This is a genomic window from Pedobacter frigiditerrae (genome assembly GCF_032678705.1).
Classification (GTDB): domain Bacteria; phylum Bacteroidota; class Bacteroidia; order Sphingobacteriales; family Sphingobacteriaceae; genus Pedobacter; species Pedobacter frigiditerrae_A.
The window spans coordinates 999,206-1,016,353 of sequence record NZ_JAVTSS010000002.1; the positions used below are offsets into that span (position 1 = coordinate 999,206).

13 protein-coding genes are annotated in these 17,148 nt (G+C 36.0%); 9 read left to right on the plus strand and 4 right to left on the minus strand.

Features of this window, described 5'->3' with window-relative positions; all coding sequences use genetic code 11:
* Positions 1-36 precede the first annotated feature (36 nt).
* The 5 genes from R2Q59_RS15055 to R2Q59_RS15075 all read left to right on the plus strand — a co-directional run bounded on the left by R2Q59_RS15055 (position 37) and on the right by R2Q59_RS15075 (position 5,269).
* Positions 37-1,167: an aspartate aminotransferase family protein gene (locus tag R2Q59_RS15055; RefSeq protein WP_316786070.1), complete on the plus strand. Its 1,131-nt coding sequence runs from the start codon at positions 37-39 to the stop codon at positions 1,165-1,167.
* 82 nt (positions 1,168-1,249) lie between these two features.
* Positions 1,250-2,227 carry an acetylornithine carbamoyltransferase gene (locus R2Q59_RS15060; RefSeq protein WP_316786071.1) on the plus strand — a complete coding sequence of 326 codons (978 nt, stop codon included), beginning with the start codon at positions 1,250-1,252 and terminating at the stop codon, positions 2,225-2,227.
* Positions 2,228-2,306: 79 nt separating this feature from the next.
* Positions 2,307-3,095: an acetylglutamate kinase gene (gene argB / locus R2Q59_RS15065; protein ID WP_316786072.1), complete on the plus strand. Its 789-nt coding sequence runs from the start codon at positions 2,307-2,309 to the stop codon at positions 3,093-3,095.
* A gap of 226 nt (positions 3,096-3,321) precedes the next feature.
* The gene (gene proC / locus R2Q59_RS15070; protein ID WP_316786073.1) at positions 3,322-4,131 is read left to right on the plus strand and encodes a pyrroline-5-carboxylate reductase; all 810 of its coding nucleotides are present in this window, start codon (positions 3,322-3,324) and stop codon (positions 4,129-4,131) included.
* Positions 4,132-4,201: 70 nt separating this feature from the next.
* Entirely contained in the window at positions 4,202-5,269 is a 1,068-nt protein-coding gene (locus R2Q59_RS15075) for a M20 family metallo-hydrolase (protein ID WP_316786074.1), read from the plus strand.
* A 206-nt stretch (positions 5,270-5,475) separates the two neighbouring features.
* Here the strand turns inward: R2Q59_RS15075 and R2Q59_RS15080 are convergent, their stop codons facing one another.
* Entirely contained in the window at positions 5,476-8,334 is a 2,859-nt protein-coding gene (locus R2Q59_RS15080; protein ID WP_316786075.1) for an alpha/beta hydrolase family protein, read from the minus strand.
* A 145-nt stretch (positions 8,335-8,479) separates the two neighbouring features.
* On the opposite strand from R2Q59_RS15080, the gene argH reads away from it, so the two are divergent.
* Both argH and R2Q59_RS15090 read left to right on the plus strand, forming a co-directional pair.
* Positions 8,480-9,811 (plus strand): argininosuccinate lyase, encoded by a 1,332-nt coding sequence (gene argH / locus R2Q59_RS15085; RefSeq protein ID WP_316786076.1) that lies wholly within the window; start codon positions 8,480-8,482, stop codon positions 9,809-9,811.
* A gap of 258 nt (positions 9,812-10,069) precedes the next feature.
* A complete protein-coding gene (locus tag R2Q59_RS15090) occupies positions 10,070-11,323 on the plus strand; it encodes a pyridoxal phosphate-dependent aminotransferase (protein ID WP_316786077.1) in 1,254 nt (417 codons plus the stop codon).
* A gap of 224 nt (positions 11,324-11,547) precedes the next feature.
* Here the strand turns inward: R2Q59_RS15090 and R2Q59_RS15095 are convergent, their stop codons facing one another.
* Together R2Q59_RS15095 and R2Q59_RS15100 are read right to left on the minus strand one after the other, a co-directional pair.
* Positions 11,548-12,069, minus strand: coding sequence for a hypothetical protein (locus tag R2Q59_RS15095; RefSeq protein ID WP_316786078.1), 522 nt, complete (start codon positions 12,067-12,069; stop codon positions 11,548-11,550).
* A gap of 42 nt (positions 12,070-12,111) precedes the next feature.
* Positions 12,112-13,536, minus strand: a complete 1,425-nt coding sequence (locus R2Q59_RS15100) for an RtcB family protein (RefSeq protein ID WP_316786079.1) — start codon at positions 13,534-13,536, stop codon at positions 12,112-12,114.
* Between the two features lie 108 nt (positions 13,537-13,644).
* Between R2Q59_RS15100 and R2Q59_RS15105 the strand changes: the two genes are divergently transcribed.
* On the plus strand, positions 13,645-13,896 hold the full coding sequence (locus R2Q59_RS15105) for a hypothetical protein (protein WP_316786080.1): 252 nt from the start codon (positions 13,645-13,647) through the stop codon (positions 13,894-13,896).
* Positions 13,897-14,266: 370 nt separating this feature from the next.
* Here the strand turns inward: R2Q59_RS15105 and R2Q59_RS15110 are convergent, their stop codons facing one another.
* Positions 14,267-15,787 (minus strand): TROVE domain-containing protein, encoded by a 1,521-nt coding sequence (locus R2Q59_RS15110; protein ID WP_316786081.1) that lies wholly within the window; start codon positions 15,785-15,787, stop codon positions 14,267-14,269.
* 285 nt (positions 15,788-16,072) lie between these two features.
* Here R2Q59_RS15110 and R2Q59_RS15115 point away from each other — a divergent pair, with 285 nt between their 5' ends.
* Positions 16,073-17,119 (plus strand): WYL domain-containing protein, encoded by a 1,047-nt coding sequence (locus R2Q59_RS15115; RefSeq protein WP_316786083.1) that lies wholly within the window; start codon positions 16,073-16,075, stop codon positions 17,117-17,119.
* Positions 17,120-17,148 lie beyond the last annotated feature (29 nt).

Below are 17,148 nucleotides of genomic sequence, written 5' to 3' on the forward strand. Positions count from 1 at the left end.
TTGGTCTTTAGTCTTTGGTCTTTAACCTTTAAAAAAATGAATTTATTCGACGTATACCCACTTAACGATATAGAAATTACAAAAGCAGCTGGCAGCAATGTTTGGGATGCTAATAATCAAAAATACTTAGATTTATATGGCGGTCACGCTGTAATATCTATTGGGCATACCAACCCACATTATGTAACTCGTTTAACAGACCAGTTAAACAAAGTTGGCTTTTATTCTAACTCAGTTAAAATTCCTTTGCAGGTTCAATTGGCAGAGAAATTGGGCGAAGTTTCTGGCAAAAAAGATTTCCAATTATTCTTATGTAACTCTGGTGCCGAAGCAAATGAAAATGCTTTAAAATTGGCATCGTTTTACAATGGAAGAAAAAAGGTAATTGCTTTTTCTGGCGCATTCCACGGACGTACTTCTTTGGCCGTAGCGGTTACTGATAATCCGAAAATTGTTGCACCAGTTAACCAAACTGAAAATGTAATTTTTTTACCTCACAATAATGAAGTTGCATTAGAAGAAACTTTTAAAGCGCAGGGCGATGAAATTTGCGCTGTAATTATAGAAGGTATTCAAGGTGTTGGCGGAATTAAAGAAGCTTCAAAAAGTTTCTTGCAAAAAATCCGTTCACTTTGTGATGAATATAACGCAGTTTACATTGCAGATTCAGTTCAATGCGGTTATGGAAGAACAGGTTTATTCTATTCGCACGATTATGCTGGTGTAGAAGCTGATGTTTATACAATGGCTAAAGGAATGGGTAACGGATTTCCTGTGGCGGGAATTTCAATAGCACCAAAATTTAAACCTTGGCACGGAGAATTAGGAACAACCTTCGGTGGCAATCACTTAGCTTGTGCGGCAGCATTAGCGGTTTTAGAAGTGATGGAAAAAGATAACTTGATGCAAAATGCTGAAGAAATTGGAAGCTATTTAATTGAAGAATTGAATAAATTTGAGCAAGTAAAAGAAGTTAGAGGTCGTGGTTTAATGATTGGTATAGAATTACCAGAAGAATTGGCTCACGTTAAAAAGGATTTGTTGTTTAAACATTTCATTTTTACTGGCGAAGCTAAACCAAACGTAATTCGTTTATTACCAGCTTTAAACTTAACCAAAGCTCACGCTGATGAATTTTTGGCGGCATTCAGCAAACTAGTTAAATAACAATTTGTCATCCTGACGAAGGAAGGATCTCTACATAAGATGCTTCGACAGGCTCAGCATGACAAACAAAAGCATAAAAAATATGAAGTTATTCACTTCCGTACACGATGTTCCGAGCATCAAACAATTTGTAAAGGATGCACTTGCATTGAAGGCAAATCCTTATGCGCACCAACATTTGGGTAAAAACAAAACATTAGGTTTAGTTTTTATGAACCCTAGTTTGCGTACTCGTTTAAGCACTCAAAAAGCTGCGCTAAACTTGGGTATGAACGTAATGGTGATGAACTTGGACAAAGAAGGCTGGGCTTTAGAAACTCAAGATGGCGTTGTAATGAATGGTTCTACTGTTGAACACATTCGTGAGGCTGCGGCTGTAATGGGTCAATATTGCGATATTTTAGGCTTACGTTCTTTCCCAAAATTAAATAACCGTGAAGAAGATTATAGTGAAGATTTCTTCAATAAATTTGTGAAATATTGTGCTGTTCCGGTTGTAAGTTTAGAAAGTGCAACTCGCCACCCTTTACAAAGTTTTGCAGATATCATCACCATTCACGAGACTTGGAACCCACTAAGAGTTGGAGCTAATGCTAAACCAAAAGTTGTTTTGGCTTGGGCCCCACACGTAAAAGCTTTACCACAAGCAGTTCCAAATTCATTTGCAGAATGGATGTGTAAGGCGCAGGCAGAAGGAATGATAGATTTTACCATTGCACAACCAGAAGGATATGAACTTGCTGAAGATTTTACACCTGGTGCTAAAATTGAATATAACTTAGAAGAAGCATTAGCCGGTGCTGATTATGTGTATGTTAAAAACTGGAGCAGCTATAAAGAATATGGTAAAGTTTTAACTTATCCAGATGGCTGGATGATGAATAACGATAAATTGAAATTCACAAACGATGCGAAAGTGATGCATTGTTTACCTGTTCGTCGCGATTTAGAATTATCTTCTGAGATTTTAGATGGACCAAATTCACTGGTTATTCACGAAGCTGGTAACAGACTTTGGTCGGCACAGGCTGTGCTAAAAGCAATGTTGGAGGAGTTATAAAAATATTTAACCACAGATAAAAAGGATTGACACAGATATTAAAAATAATCTGTTTATCTGTGGTGGTTAACAAGAGGCTATGAAACAACTAACCATCATAAAAATAGGCGGAAACGTAATTGACAATTCTGAGAATCTACATCAATTTCTATTAGATTTTACGGCTTTGCCTGGCGATAAGATTTTGGTGCACGGTGGTGGGAAAATAGCTACAGAACTTGGCGAAAGTTTAGGTGTTGAAGCTAAAATGGTTGATGGGAGACGGATTACAGATATCGAAACTTTACGAATTGTAACGATGGTTTACGCCGGATTGATTAATAAAAATATGGTAGCACAGTTGCAGGCAAAAGGTAATAATGCAATTGGTTTAACTGGTGCAGATGGAAATGTCATCAAAGCTAAAAAACGTCCTGTAAAAGAAATAGATTATGGTTTTGTTGGCGATTTAGATGAAAACTCTATCTCCTCAAGCACGATAGATAGTTTGCTAAAAGCTGGATTGACGCCAGTACTATGTGCAATAACACATGATGGAGATACACAATTGCTAAATACAAATGCCGATACAATTGCATCAGCCGTGGCGGTTGCAATGTCATCATTATATGAAACACGATTGGTATATTGCTTCGAGAAAAAGGGGGTGCTGAAAGATGTTAACGATGATGCAACTGTTGTTCGGGAAATTAAATCGAGTGAGTTTGAAGGTTTAAAAGCTGATGGTACGGTTGCAGGCGGAATGATACCCAAATTGCATAATGCTTTTGAAGCAATTAACAAAGGCGTTGCGGCTGTTTACATTGGCAAAGCGGATGAGTTGGGAGAATTGGAGAGTGGGAGCTTTGGAACAAAAATGTTGCGCTAGGGTAGAGGGAAGGAAAGTTGAAAGGTCTTGACCATTGCAGGAAAAAGGAACCAATTAACCACTGCCCTTGCAAACTAAACCTGATAGCAGCGAAAAGCTCCCGTTGTCAGTCTGAGCGCCTGCCTGCCGTAGGCAGGTAGGCGAAGACAAAACGGGACTTGTAGCGGATAGCAGGACTAACATTAATAGTTATACTAACTTGCTTTTCTAATAAATATTAAATCAAATGAAAAAAATAGCAATTATAGGTTCTGGAAATATCGGGATTTCTTTAGCAAAAGGATTAGTAAAAGCTGATTATACATCGGCTGCTCAAATTACTTTAACACGTAGAAGTTTAGACCATCTAAAACCCTTTGCAGTAGCAGGATTTAACGTTAGCAATGATAATAAAGCAACAGTTGCAAATGCTGATGTGGTAATTTTAGCAGTTTTGCCTCAACAATTAAATACTGTTTTAGATGAGATTGCTGTTGCCATAGACCCAGCTAAACATTTGGTAATTTCTGTAATTTCTGGGGTAAGTTGTGCTGCGGTTAAAGAGAAATTGGGGAATGATGTGGAAGTGATTAGAGCAATGCCAAACACAGCTATCGCCATCGGTCAATCGATGACTTGTATTGCAAGTGATAATGCATCGGCAGAAAACCTAATGGACGTTACGAAAATGTTTGAAACGGTTGGTTCAGTTGTTAAGATTAATGAAGACTTAATGACCTCGGCGACTGCGCTTTGCGCTTGTGGTATTGCGTTCTTTTTAAGGGCAATTAGAGCGGCGTCGCAAGGTGGAGTGGAGATTGGATTTCATGCAGATGAAGCTTTAAAAATGGCTGTTCAGACTGCAAAAGGCGCTGCAGATTTACTTTTATTACATGGAACACATCCGGAATCAGAAATAGATAAAGTAACTTCGCCAAAAGGTTGTACCATTGCTGGCCTTAACGAAATGGAGCACAATGGCTTTAGTTCGTCGCTAATTAAAGGCATAAAACTTTCGGCTTTAAAAGCAGGGAATTTATATACAAAAGAAGGTTAAAAAAGGTTGAATGTAAGAAGGCGGAAGGTGAAAATCCAAGCTCAATACTCAATACGCATTACTCAATACGATGTTAGAAAACATACAAAAGGAAAGTCTGGATTTATTGCGACAATTAATTCGCATCCAATCTTTTAGTAAGGAAGAAGATAGAACGGCGAATTTAATTGCACAGTTTTTAGAAGAACGAGGTGTAAAAACCTACCGCAAAATGAATAATGTTTGGGCATACAATCAACACTTTGATGCTTCAAAACCAACATTACTTTTAAACTCTCATCACGATACAGTTAAGCCAAATTCTGGTTACACTCGCGATCCTTATGATGCTGCCATTGAAGGCGATAAACTGTTCGGTTTGGGTAGTAATGATGCAGGCGGTTGTTTGGTTTCGTTGATTGGAACTTTCCTTTATTTCTATCCTCAAGAAGATTTAAAATATAACATTTGTTTAGCCGCAACGGCGGAAGAAGAGATTTCTGGTAATAACGGATTAGAATTGGTTTTACCAGATTTAGGCGAATTAGAATTCGGTATTGTGGGCGAGCCAACCGAAATGAATTTGGCAATTGCTGAGCGTGGTTTGTTGGTTTTAGATTGCACCTCTCACGGAAAAGCTGGTCACGCGGCTAGAGAAGAAGGAGAAAATGCAATTTACAAAGCTTTAAAAGATATTGAGTGGTTTAGAAACTACCAATTCCCGAAAGTTTCTGAAGTTTTTGGTCCGCTGAAAATGACGGTTACCATCATCAATGCTGGCTCGCAACATAATGTGGTTCCTGCAAATTGTACTTTTACAGTTGATGTTCGTGTAACGGATTCTTACACCAACGAAGAAGTTTTAGAGATTATCAGAGCAAATGTAGATTGTGATGTTACGCCACGTTCAATTCGCTTAAAACCATCTTCGATTGATAAAAATCATCCTGTGGTATTGGCTGGTGTAAATTTAGGAAGAACAACTTACGGTTCGCCAACAACATCAGACCAAGCTTTATTGGATATCCCATCGGTAAAATGTGGTCCAGGTTTTTCTGGCCGCTCGCACATGGCTGATGAATTTTTATACGTTCGTGAAGTTGCTGAAGGTGTTGCAGGTTATGTAAATATGCTAAAGCCAGTTATTAACGGAAAATAAACTAATAAAAAAGCCGCTGATTCGCAGATTTCCTTCGACTCCCGAAGAAGTCGGAACAGGTTCGCTCAGGATGACAAAATCTGCGAATCAGCGGCTAAAAATATTTGTCATTCCGAGGAATAGCCTGTCCCGAATTTTCGGGAAGGAATCTATATGAAAATTTATTGTAATAGATTCTTCGCGATGCTCAGAATGACAAAATGAGCTTAGTTCCCTTCACCTCCATCAAAAGCTCTAGTTTCAAGATGTTTTTCCATATCTAAACGGTTAACTCCTTTACTCCACCATTCGGGTGCAGGTTTTCCTTTTAGCATATAATCGAAATATTCCATCATACGGACTGCATAATCTTTACGATTTGGTAATTTAGCTATACCGTGATTTTCTCCACGATAAGTAATCATCACCACTGGTTTATTCAGTCTTCTTAAACCGTTGTAATATTCAATTCCTTGCGTAAAATCTACTGCACCATCTTTATCGTTGTGTAAAAGCAATAACGGCGTTTGTACTTTTTTGATGTGATAAACTGGAGAGTTACGTGCAAAAGCATCCCAGTTATCCCAATAACCTGGCGTTAGGCGACCTTGACTAGCTTCAAAAATGGCTTGATTTGTACCGCCACTATTCCAATAAATTAAACTGTACATGCTAATCATATTGGTTAGTGGAGCACCAGCAGCTGCAGCTTTAAAAATATTGGTTTGTGTAATTAAGAACGAAGTTTGATAACCACCCCAAGAGTGACCGTGAATGGCAACATTTTTTTCATCAACAACACCTGTAGCAATTGCAGCTTTAACAGCAGGTACCACGCAAGCAACGGCTGACATACCTGGGTCGTTTAACTTGTATTTAATATCTGGTTCTAAAACGGCGTAACCATTGCTTAAATATACAGCTTTGTTAAATCCACCACCAGGAAAACCTGGCATCGAATAGTTGTTTAACCCATCAGTTAAACGCTCGTAAATGTAAGTGATGGTTGGGTAAGATTTGCCCGCAATATAATTAGCTGGCAAGTATAATGCAGCTTGTAAACTATCGCCATTGGCACTTACGTAATCTATCAGTTTCACTCCAGAAGTCCATGCATATTTAGCTTGGTCTGGCGTATTTGAATTTACTTTTTTAGGAGCAGCTAAATCGCTAGTTGCGCTGGCGTAATAAGTTGGAGATTCTTGATAGTTACTTTTCGAATAAGCAAAAACTTTTCCTTTTTCTGCTTTTGCAAAAGCTCCGTAAGAATTATCATCCATAAATAGGATGTTGATTTTGTTTTTACCAACAGGAAGAATTCCAATGCCTGATTTCTTATCTTTTACATTGAACACACCAAAATATTGGTCTTTACTTAAATCAGTTCCTTTTTCATCTTCGTAAATCCGGTATCTGCCAGCTACTTCAGTTTTTTTGCTTTTCCAATTATCTGAAAGTGAGACTACACTTTTGCCATCTGCAGATATTTTCCATAAATCATAGTTATCCATGAGTAATGCATATTTAGAATCGCTAGACCAACCTAAATTTTGGGTAGACGGTTTAAGTACATTATGGTCATCTAACTCATTAATGAAAGAAGACTTTATATTTCCTGTTAAGTTAGCTGTTGAGCCTGTTTCTAAGTTGATGCTATAGAAAACACCATCAACATAATAACTAGCAATTTTTCCGTTTGGAGCAACAGATAATCTACCACCATTTGAAGCATACATTTTCTCGAATAAACGTTTTTTAGCGCCAGTTTTAAGGTCGATTAAATAGATGTCAGTATAACTTTGTCCGTCTAAGTTTCCTGCTAATTCGTAGTTAGAATTATCGTAACCAATAGCGTAAAGTTGTTTTGGCGCAACCAATACTGAACGCATATTGCTATCTGCTAACTGCGTGAATTTTTTATCCGCAATGCGATAAGAACTTGTATAACTAAAACTTTTGTCTCTCATCTCTTGCGTTTGTTGCGCAGATTGAAGGCGTTTATCTTGCCAGTTCCAGATAATCATATCTGGTTTTTCGATATCTTCCTTTTTAGGCTCAGGTTTAACCAGTTTTGCTAAACTATCAGCTTTTGCATCTGGTTTTTTCGATTTTGCACTATCTGTTTTTTTGTCTTCCTTTTTTTCTAAAGTATTAATGCCGAAAAACAAGGTAGACTGGTCGTCTGACCAATATGGTGTTGCATTTGTATTTACACCTTTTCCTTTCGGGAAAGTTGCATCGTCTAAACTGGTGTAAATTACTTTGTTTGTTAAATCACCATTGATTTTACTAATGCCAATCACACTAAAAATATCATCTTTATATTTTTCGTTTTTGTTAGATTTCAGTAAAGCAAAAGCAGTTCCCTCTTCATTCCAATTTATACTTTTATAAACAGCTTTGTCGTTGTCCAATGCGGTTGTTAAACCAGTTTTCACGTCTCTTAAAAATACACCATTTCCGTTTTGACCATTTGCATCAACAGTATAAGCCAGCTGGTCGCCAGCTTTATTAAATGCAAATTCTGAAACATTACCAATATTGAAACTCTTTTTAGTAACCAAATTATAAAGTAAAACATCGGTTCCTTTTGATGCATCTTTATCTTTAGGAGCAGTTTCCAATGCAGAGAATTGAATTGCTATCCACGAAGAATTTTCACCAGAAAAGCTAAAACTTCTTACTCTTTCAAATGAGGTTTGTTTGTTGTCGGCCAGAGAAACTATGGTCAATTTATCATACAAAGGTTTCATTGTTTTTCTGGCAGCTTTAACATCCGCATCCTTTGCAGAAACTCTAAAAGCGGCAAACTTTGAATCTTTCGAAAACAACATTCCGTTCGCAGTTGCACCAATTGGATAAGAGTAACTTAACGTGTCGAATGTTTTACGAATAGTTAATTTCAAATCTCCTTCTGTTGGTCCGCTTGCCCAGGCCATCCACTGACCGTCAGGCGATAGCGTATTTCCTCTGTTGTAAGTCCACTTTGAAATGTCTTTCCAAGTTAATGCCGGTCGTTGTTGGGCAAAACCGTTTGTTGCAAGGGATATTGCAAAAACGAGTAGAATAAATTTTAAATTCTTCATAATTAAGGGTTTGTTTAGACGAAAATAGTGTTTTAAAATAAATTTAAAGCAAGGCGGAATAAATTATCCGTTTAGATACTTGATACGAAATACTTGCTACTTATTCGTACTTTTGTAACGCATTTTTAAGCGCATAAAAATTACAATGAAGATTTGGCAAAAAAATATTGAAGTAAACAAAGGCATTGAGACATTTACAGTTGGTAAAGACAGAGAATTGGATTTACAAATGGCAGCTTTTGATGTTTTAGGTTCTTTGGCTCACGTAGAAATGTTGGCCAGTATTAATTTGCTAACAGCTGATGAATTGGCTGAAGTTCAAACTGCACTTAAATTAATTTACAAAGAAATTGAAGATGGTAAATTTACCATTGATGACAGCGTAGAAGATGTACATTCTCAAGTAGAGTGGTTGTTAACGCAACGTATTGGCGAAGCAGGCAAAAAAATACACAGCGGTCGCTCTCGTAACGACCAAGTTTTGGTTGATTTGAAGTTGTATTTCAGAGCTTGCATACAAGAAATGGTGGAGAATACATCAACCTTGTTTAATCAATTAATTTCGTTGAGCAATACACATAAAGACAAACTTTTACCTGGTTATACGCACTTGCAAATTGCAATGCCATCTTCATTCGGATTATGGTTTGGTGCTTACGCAGAAAGCTTGGCAGATGATATGGAGATGATGCTTGCTGCTTACAAAGTTTGCAACAAAAATCCACTTGGTTCTGCTGCCGGATATGGTTCTTCTTTTCCATTAAATAGGACTATGACGACAGAATTGTTAGGCTTCGAAAAGCTAAACTACAATGTGGTTTATGCACAAATGGGCAGAGGAAAAACAGAAAGAATTTTAGGTCAGGCGATGTCTTCTGTGGCTGCTACTTTAGCAAAAATGGCGATGGATGTTTGTTTGTTCATTAATCAGAATTTTGGTTTTATCACTTTCCCAGATGAACTAACAACTGGATCGAGCATTATGCCACACAAAAAAAATCCTGATGTTTTTGAATTGATTCGTTCCCGTTGTAATAAAATTCAGGCTTTGCCAAATGAAATTGCAATGATGACTACCAATTTGCCATCTGGTTACCATAGGGATTTGCAGTTGCTAAAGGAGAACCTTTTCCCAGCAATTACTTCTTTAAATGAATGCTTAGAGATGACCACTTTTATGCTGCAAAACATTACCGTTAAAGACCATATTTTAGATGATAAAAAGTATGATTATCTATTTAGTGTTGATGTAGTAAATGAATTGGCTTTAAGTGGAACTCCATTTAGAGAAGCCTATAAAATTGTTGGTGAAACCATTGAGAATGGAACTTTTGCTCCAAATAAAACGGTTAAGCATACGCACGAAGGAAGCATTGGAAATCTTTGTAATAATGAAATTACCGCAATGATGAACGAAATCTTAGCTCAATTTAAATTTGAAAAAGTAAACAAAGCGATAGCCAGTTTAGTTAAGTAAGAAGCTATTTTGCTAAAGCGATGGAAATGAAATCGCCGTTTGAAAAACTGAAAGAAGTTAATTAAACCTGATAGCAGTGAAAAGTTTTTGTCAGGCTGAGCGTAGTCGAAGTCCAAAAACTTGAAACGAATAGCAGGGCTGAAGCAGATAAAAGCCACTGACTTTCATTTTCAAAAACGATAAGAAATTATAAATATAAAAAGGAGATTGCTTCGTGCCTCGCAATGACGAAGTTTTTTAAACCAAATCCCACATAAAATGAATGTATCAGTATTAGCAAACACACTTATTGGCTCAGAAATCATTAAAATTGGAAACGAAGTTAATGACATGAAGCGTAAGGGTGCTCAAATTGCTAACCTAACTATTGGCGATTTTGATTCATCCATTTTCCCAATACCAAAACCATTGGAAGAGGCGATTGTAAAAGCTTATCGCGAAGGCCATACTAATTATCCGCCAGCAGATGGGATTTTACCTTTACGTGAAACGGTTGTTGAAATTTTAAAGGACCGTTATGAGTTGGATTATGGTTTAAACGAAATCTTAATTGCTGGTGGTTCTCGACCGTTAATTTATGCTACTTATTTGGCACTGATAGACCCAGGAGATACGGTGATTTATCCAGCGCCATCTTGGAATAATAATCATTATTGCCATCTTTCTGCAGCAAAAGGTATTGCCATTGAAACTACAGTGGAAAATAATTTTATGCCAACTGCAGCCCAGTTAAAGCCCCATCTAAAAGGAGCGACTTTACTGGCTTTATGTTCGCCTTTAAATCCAACTGGTACCATGTTTACGCAACAACAGTTGGAAGAAATTTGTGATATCGTAATAGAAGAGAATAAATCACGCAAAGCGGATGAAAAACCTTTGTACATTATGTACGACCAGATTTATTCGTTGTTAACTTTTGATAAGGAACACGTAAATCCAGTGAGCTTACGCCCAGAATTGAAAGATTATGTAATTTATATTGATGGAATTTCTAAATGTTTAGCCGCTACTGGAGTTCGTGTAGGTTGGGCATTCGGACCAGAAAATGTGATTGGCAAAATGAAATCTTTGTTAGGGCACATTGGTGCTTGGGCACCTAAAGCAGAACAAGTTGCGGTGGCAGATTATTTCAAAAACAAAACATTGGTTGATGAATTTTTAAGTAGTTTCAAAGCACAAGTTCAAGCTAGTCTAGATGAATTGCACAATGGATTTCAACAATTAAAAAACGAAGGTTTTGCTGTTGATTCAGTTATCCCGATGGGTGCAATCTACTTGACTTTAAATATCGATTATATTGGGAAAACCACACCAAGTGGCGATTTATTAAAAAACAGTGCTGACGTAAATTTCTATTTAATTAAGGAGGCGCAAACAGCAATCGTTCCATTCTCTGCTTTTGGTAATGATGAAAATATGCCTTGGTTTAGAGCTTCAATAGGTGGATGTTCTTTACAAGACATTAAGGATATGTTGCCTAGAATTGCGACTGCATTAAGCAAGTTGAAATAAAATATAAAACCTTGACTAAAGAAAATATTAGTCAAGGTTAGTGGCTTAAGGTTGACTAGCGATAAACTTAGTCAATCTTAAACTATAAATAGAGTATAGTATCGCTTAAAGTAAAATATTCTATTTCTTTGGTTTCCAGCAACCTCAACCGTGGTCTGTGGCACACAGAACATTTATATGTCGGTGTTCTGTGTGCCACAGACCACGGAATTGATTATAATGATTTACAGAACAACATTTTTAAGTGCTTCATTATAAAGCTTAGTGTTGCCTTTGTTCATTAAACTAAGCATATATTTCTTTTCAGCTAAATAATACATTGCAAACCTAGGGTCATGATTAACGATTGAACTAGTGTTATTAATTAAATCACAATATTTAACGCTTTGATATGCTGGTAATATGTCCGCAAGTCTTTCTGCTTCTAAAGCTTTTCTTTTTTCTCTATTTAAATGAGGGAAATTTACAGGAACATAAATGTCAGTTAGCGATACGATTCCATTAATAATAAAATCAATTTCATTATCTGAGTATTTTGGGAATAAAATAATGCGTATAGATTCAATAGAGCATAAAGTATCTTCAAGTAAATCGTGAAATAAACCAATTTCGTAACCGAAAGGAATATTATGGGCTTCTGCCATTTCTGCCACTTCTATACAATGATTTACGTATGGTTCAAATGTATATTTACGCTTTTGGCCCTTATGCCATTTTGTAGCAAATTTAATTAACTCCTCTTTCATTAATTTCAAATTAAATCATAATCTTAAACCCCAGCCTCCCAACTAATCCTCCCTACTTCCATCATCAGCCATTCTCACCATTTTTGGTTCAAACTTCGCAATCACATCAACTAAATCAGTTTGTGCTGCCATAACCTTATTAATGTCTTTATAAGCCATTGGCGCTTCATCTAAGCCCGCACCAATTAAGGTAACGTTGTGGTCTTTCAAAATTGCTTTCATATCAGACTTTGTAATAGATTGTATCGCTTTTGTACGGCTCATTAATCGCCCTGCGCCATGAGAAGCAGAATTGATTGAGCTTGTCTCGCCTTTTCCCCTAACCAAAAATCCTGGTGCTGTCATACTTCCTGGAATAATTCCCATCACACCTTTTCCAGCTGGAGTAGCTCCTTTTCTGTGAACGATTAATTCTTCGCCATTTATGGTCTCTTTCCAAGCAAAATTGTGGTGGTTTTCTACCTTCGCTAAAACTTTAGCACCAATGGCTTTGGTTAATCTTTTATGTATCACCTCATGACACGCAGAAGCATAATCTCCAGCCAAATTCATTGCAATCCAATATTCTTGACCTTCTGCACTGTTCATATCCAAATAAGCTAAGTTAATGGCTTCTTTAGGCAACTTGCAAATCTCCTTGGCTATCTTGGTGTAATGACCAGCTATAGTTGCTCCAAATCCACGAGAGCCAGAGTGGGTTAATAAAGCTACATAACGTCCTTTGTCGATATTCAAAACTTCATCTCGCTCTGCAAAATCTATAATTCCCCATTCCACAAAGTGATTTCCACCACCCGAAGTACCCAATTGAGCCCAAGCTTTGCCGTGTAAATTTTTTAAGAAAGGAGTAGAGTTGAAATCTTCATTTTCTAAAACTTCATGGTCTGCTCTCTCATCACCTTTAAAATTCTGACCAGCGCCAAATTTAGTGTGAGCTATCAATTCTCGCTTATACATTGCATCCTTACCAAAATAATATTTCTCAGGAATATCAAATATACTCAACGCCATTCTACAACCTATATCAACTCCAACACCATAAGGAATTATGGCGTTACGAGTAGCTAAAACGCCGCCAATTGGCAAGCCATAACCTTGGTGCGCATCTGGCATTAAAGCACCAGCTTGAGTAACTGGCAATTTCATAGCGATGTTCATTTGGTCTTTTGCACCATCTTCGATATAGTTTTCTCCAAATACAGTGTAAGCTTTCGCATTTTCGATTAACTCTATCGTTCCATCGCCTTTAGGATTTGCTTCTTCTATAATTGCTGTTGCCAAAACACCTACTACTTCATCATCCAAAAAACTTTCTGGATAATTTTTTACCTTCTTCAGTAATTTTTGAACTTCATTTACTTCAATATCTTGAAAATTGTCTCTCAAGATTTCTAAAGCCAAGCCTAATATTTTTCCTTCAGTATAACCCAAGGCTTTAAGGGTTTTACCTGTTATTTCTGTTTTCATTTTATTCCTAATTAAACCTCGGCAGGCATCGTTCACCTGACCGAGGGCATCTAAATTTAATTTATTTTTAATTAATGAGGCTAAAAACGCAAAATGTATCTAAACTTTTTGGACGAAGTAACACTTAACTACGGCACTCATTTTTTAAGAGCAAAAACTGACAAATGGTTTATTTACTTGCAGGATTCGAACCTGCACTATATTCAACCAATCGAAGTAACACTTGCCAACGGCATCTTAAATTCTTTAACAGAAGCAAAAGCAATAAGAGTTTTGGGGCATGTCTTGCCGGAATCGAACCGGATAATCTTGCTGGTTTTACAACTTCACTATTCCTCCCCTTCATTGGTGTCGAAGTAACCCTTACTTACGGCATTCTGTTTATTTAATAAATAAGGCAAAAAACGAGAAGAGACTTTTTACTGTTCTAACCAACTGAACTACTTCGATTTTAAACGAAGGCAGGACTCGAACCTGCGACCTGTAGCGTGGAAGGCGAAGTAACTCTTTTCTACGGCACTTATCTAATATTGTATGTTTTCTTTATTGAAGCAAGGTTAAAAACGAAAAAAGACTGTTCCTGCTCTACCATTGAGCTACTCTAAATACAGAGGTAGGATTCGAACCTACGACACGGGCGTTATCAATGCGAAGTAACTCTTTTCTACGACACTTGCTTATTTTATTAATGTTTTATAACATCCCACAGCCATTTCGCTGTGGGATGAGTTTATATTTCAATTTTACTAATTTTTTCGAGTGCAGAAACAGCATTTTCCATACCTGAAAGCATATCGAAAACTTTATCAGACCAACCAGCTAATAGATAAACATCATTTTGTTTAACATCTATTGGTTGCGTATTGTAGCCTGCCAAATCGAATAAATATAACTTTGCATTTGGAGCCATTCTTTTGTAATTAGTCCATGATTCTGCAAATGAATTGCTGTTATTATTATTATTATTCCACATTTGAGTATCAGTAAATATCATTACTTTATCTACCACTTTTCTTTGTTTAATAAGGTCATCAATTACTAAATATCCATTTGTGGCATAACCAACTTCTCCCTCACGTTTGTAATACTCCATAACGTTTGCTAAAACATTTCGTTTCGGCATATTAATTACTTTATAGGTATCACCAAACATTCCAGTAGTTACATTTTTGCATTGCGATTGTAATAACATAGCTAACATTAAACCAATATCATATAGCAATACAGTACTCCTTGCCGAAACTGCTTTTTGCATTGAACCTGAAACGTCACAAGCAATTACTAATGAAGTGTCAAATCCAAAACCTTTTATATTCTTAGCGCTATACATCACAGCATTCTCCAATGCATCTAATATTATAGATGTAAAACTAGATTTGGTTGATTTAAGCTCTCTGTAAGCTGAAAGAAATCTAAACGGAAGTTGTTTCGAGTTTAAAACTGCTTTTTCATTAGCCAAATAAGAACAAACCATTTCTATATGTTTAGCAGAAACATTTGCCTCTAAAATGTTTCGAAGATTTCTCATCAAAGCCATATAGCCAACTTTTTTGCTTTCGATTAGTTCCTCCCATTTTTTGGTAAATGCTATTGATTTTACATTACTATTTTCAAAATCGATTTTACCTAATTCAGATAGTTCAGTTTCCCATGTGTAAGGAGTAGCCAAATTATCTGAGGCAATCTTATTAAAAATTTCTTGTTGTAAATTATCTTTAGCCTTTGGGTGAACCAAGAACAAAGCATCTTTCAGTTTTACATCAGTGTTTCTATTATATTTTGCAAACTGATATTCATCAAACCTATTGAAAGAATTAACCAAGCCTTTTTGAATTTGTTTAGAAAGCTTATTTAATTTTTTTGTTTCAGTTCTTCCGTTAGCAATTTGATAATATGCAAGTAATTCTGTTATCTCATCTGCTCTAATAACTATTTTATTTACAGTTTTACTTACAATTGAATCTCCAGAAATCTTATTAGCTAATTCTACTGACAAAACTATTGGAATTGATCTTAAATTCATTTCAGTACGTGCATAAATAGCAAGCTTTGCAACGAATGTTGGATTGCATTTTTCGATTAACTCTTTAATTCTATTTAATCTAGAGCTGCCCGACTCATAAAATGAATCATTTAATCCTGTTGTTACTACAGCAGTATATAATTCCAACTCTGGTGTCATGATAAATGCTTTTGCACTTTCAAAGTTTGTAACAAGTTGTTTTCTAGTGTTAAAAAAATTAAATTTCATAATAGTTAAGTTTTATTGTTTAACATTTGCCAGATTTAAATATTTGTTATCCTTCCGACATTACAAAGTTGTTTAGCTACTACGCAGCACATTTGCGTAGCTAAAAAATTTTTTAAATAAATAATTTAAATATCTGATAATCAGTATAAAAATTTTGTAAATAAGACAATATCTAGAAAATAAAGTTTCAATTACGCAGTTAGGTTGCGTAGATAAATCGAAGAATGCTATATTTAATCAATTAATTTTTAACGGTTTTTGCAAAAACGCATTAAAACTTTAAGTATGGCCATCAATAAATTAGCGCTCATTAGATACAAAACAATTGATGATTGTTTAAGGAATCGTTTCCGTAAATGGACTTTAAATGATATCATTGAGAAGGTTGCAAAAACTCTTTACGAGATGGAAGGAATTACCTCTGGTGTTAGTAAACGCACTATTCAAGCAGATATACAATTGATGCGAAGCGATAAGTTAGGTTACAATGCGCCAATCGTTGTGCAAGACAAACGATTTTATGCCTATGAAGATTCTAATTTTAGCATTACAAAAGCTCCAATAAACAATGCTGATGTAGATAAAATGAAAGAAATAGTTGGCGTGTTAAAGCAATTTAATGCATTTAATTATTTCGATGAAATGAGCGACATGATTGCTCGCTTAGAGAATAACTTGTACAAAAGCACCAAACAAACCGGAAATAATATTCAGTTAGAGGGCAACAAATTAGTAAAAGGCTTGGAATGTATTCCAGATTTATATCGTGCTATATTAAATAAAGTGCCCTTATTAATTGAGTATAAATCTTTTAAGGCTAAAGAATCTCAACAACAAATTTATTATCCATATTTGCTAAAGGAATATAGAAATAGATGGTTTCTGATTACAAAATCGAAAAAAAGCCCACAATTATTAACACTTGCTCTAGACAGAATTGTTGAGTTTCAAGAGTTACCCAATGAAGAATTTAGAGCGTATCAAGGAGTTGATTTTGATAGATATTTCGAAGATGTAATTGGCGTAACTAAAAGTGAAAAAGATAGGGCCCAAAAGGTAATATTGGAATTTGAAAACTATCATGCGCCGTATATCATTACAAAACCACTGCATGATTCGCAAGTCGTACTCACTAAAAATGAAAAAACCACAACTGTTAGAATAGATGTGGTTTTAAATTATGAGTTAGAAAGAGAAATTTTAGGCTTCGGCGAATGCGTAAAAGTGCTTGCACCAAGGTTATTAGTCTCTAAAATAAAACGAAGATTGGCAAATGCAAATAGACAATATGAAGAAAAACCTGCTATGCCCAATGAACAATTGAACCAATGAATTTGTTAGTCGAGATTACAAATCTCGAC

Bases quoted from the DNA above. Each gene is read 5' to 3' on its own strand.
- argB (WP_316786072.1), top strand. From the start codon at position 2,307: ATGAAACAACTAACCATCATAAAAATAGGCGGAAACGTAATTGACAAT.
- R2Q59_RS15090 (WP_316786077.1), top strand. From the start codon at position 10,070: ATGAATGTATCAGTATTAGCAAACACACTTATTGGCTCAGAAATCATT.
- proC (WP_316786073.1), top strand. From the start codon at position 3,322: ATGAAAAAAATAGCAATTATAGGTTCTGGAAATATCGGGATTTCTTTA.
- R2Q59_RS15075 (WP_316786074.1), top strand. From the start codon at position 4,202: ATGTTAGAAAACATACAAAAGGAAAGTCTGGATTTATTGCGACAATTA.
- R2Q59_RS15080 (WP_316786075.1), bottom strand. From the start codon at position 8,334: ATGAAGAATTTAAAATTTATTCTACTCGTTTTTGCAATATCCCTTGCA.
- R2Q59_RS15095 (WP_316786078.1), bottom strand. From the start codon at position 12,069: ATGAAAGAGGAGTTAATTAAATTTGCTACAAAATGGCATAAGGGCCAA.
- argH (WP_316786076.1), top strand. From the start codon at position 8,480: ATGAAGATTTGGCAAAAAAATATTGAAGTAAACAAAGGCATTGAGACA.
- R2Q59_RS15100 (WP_316786079.1), bottom strand. From the start codon at position 13,536: ATGAAAACAGAAATAACAGGTAAAACCCTTAAAGCCTTGGGTTATACT.
- R2Q59_RS15055 (WP_316786070.1), top strand. From the start codon at position 37: ATGAATTTATTCGACGTATACCCACTTAACGATATAGAAATTACAAAA.
- R2Q59_RS15060 (WP_316786071.1), top strand. From the start codon at position 1,250: ATGAAGTTATTCACTTCCGTACACGATGTTCCGAGCATCAAACAATTT.
- R2Q59_RS15110 (WP_316786081.1), bottom strand. From the start codon at position 15,787: ATGAAATTTAATTTTTTTAACACTAGAAAACAACTTGTTACAAACTTT.
- R2Q59_RS15115 (WP_316786083.1), top strand. From the start codon at position 16,073: ATGGCCATCAATAAATTAGCGCTCATTAGATACAAAACAATTGATGAT.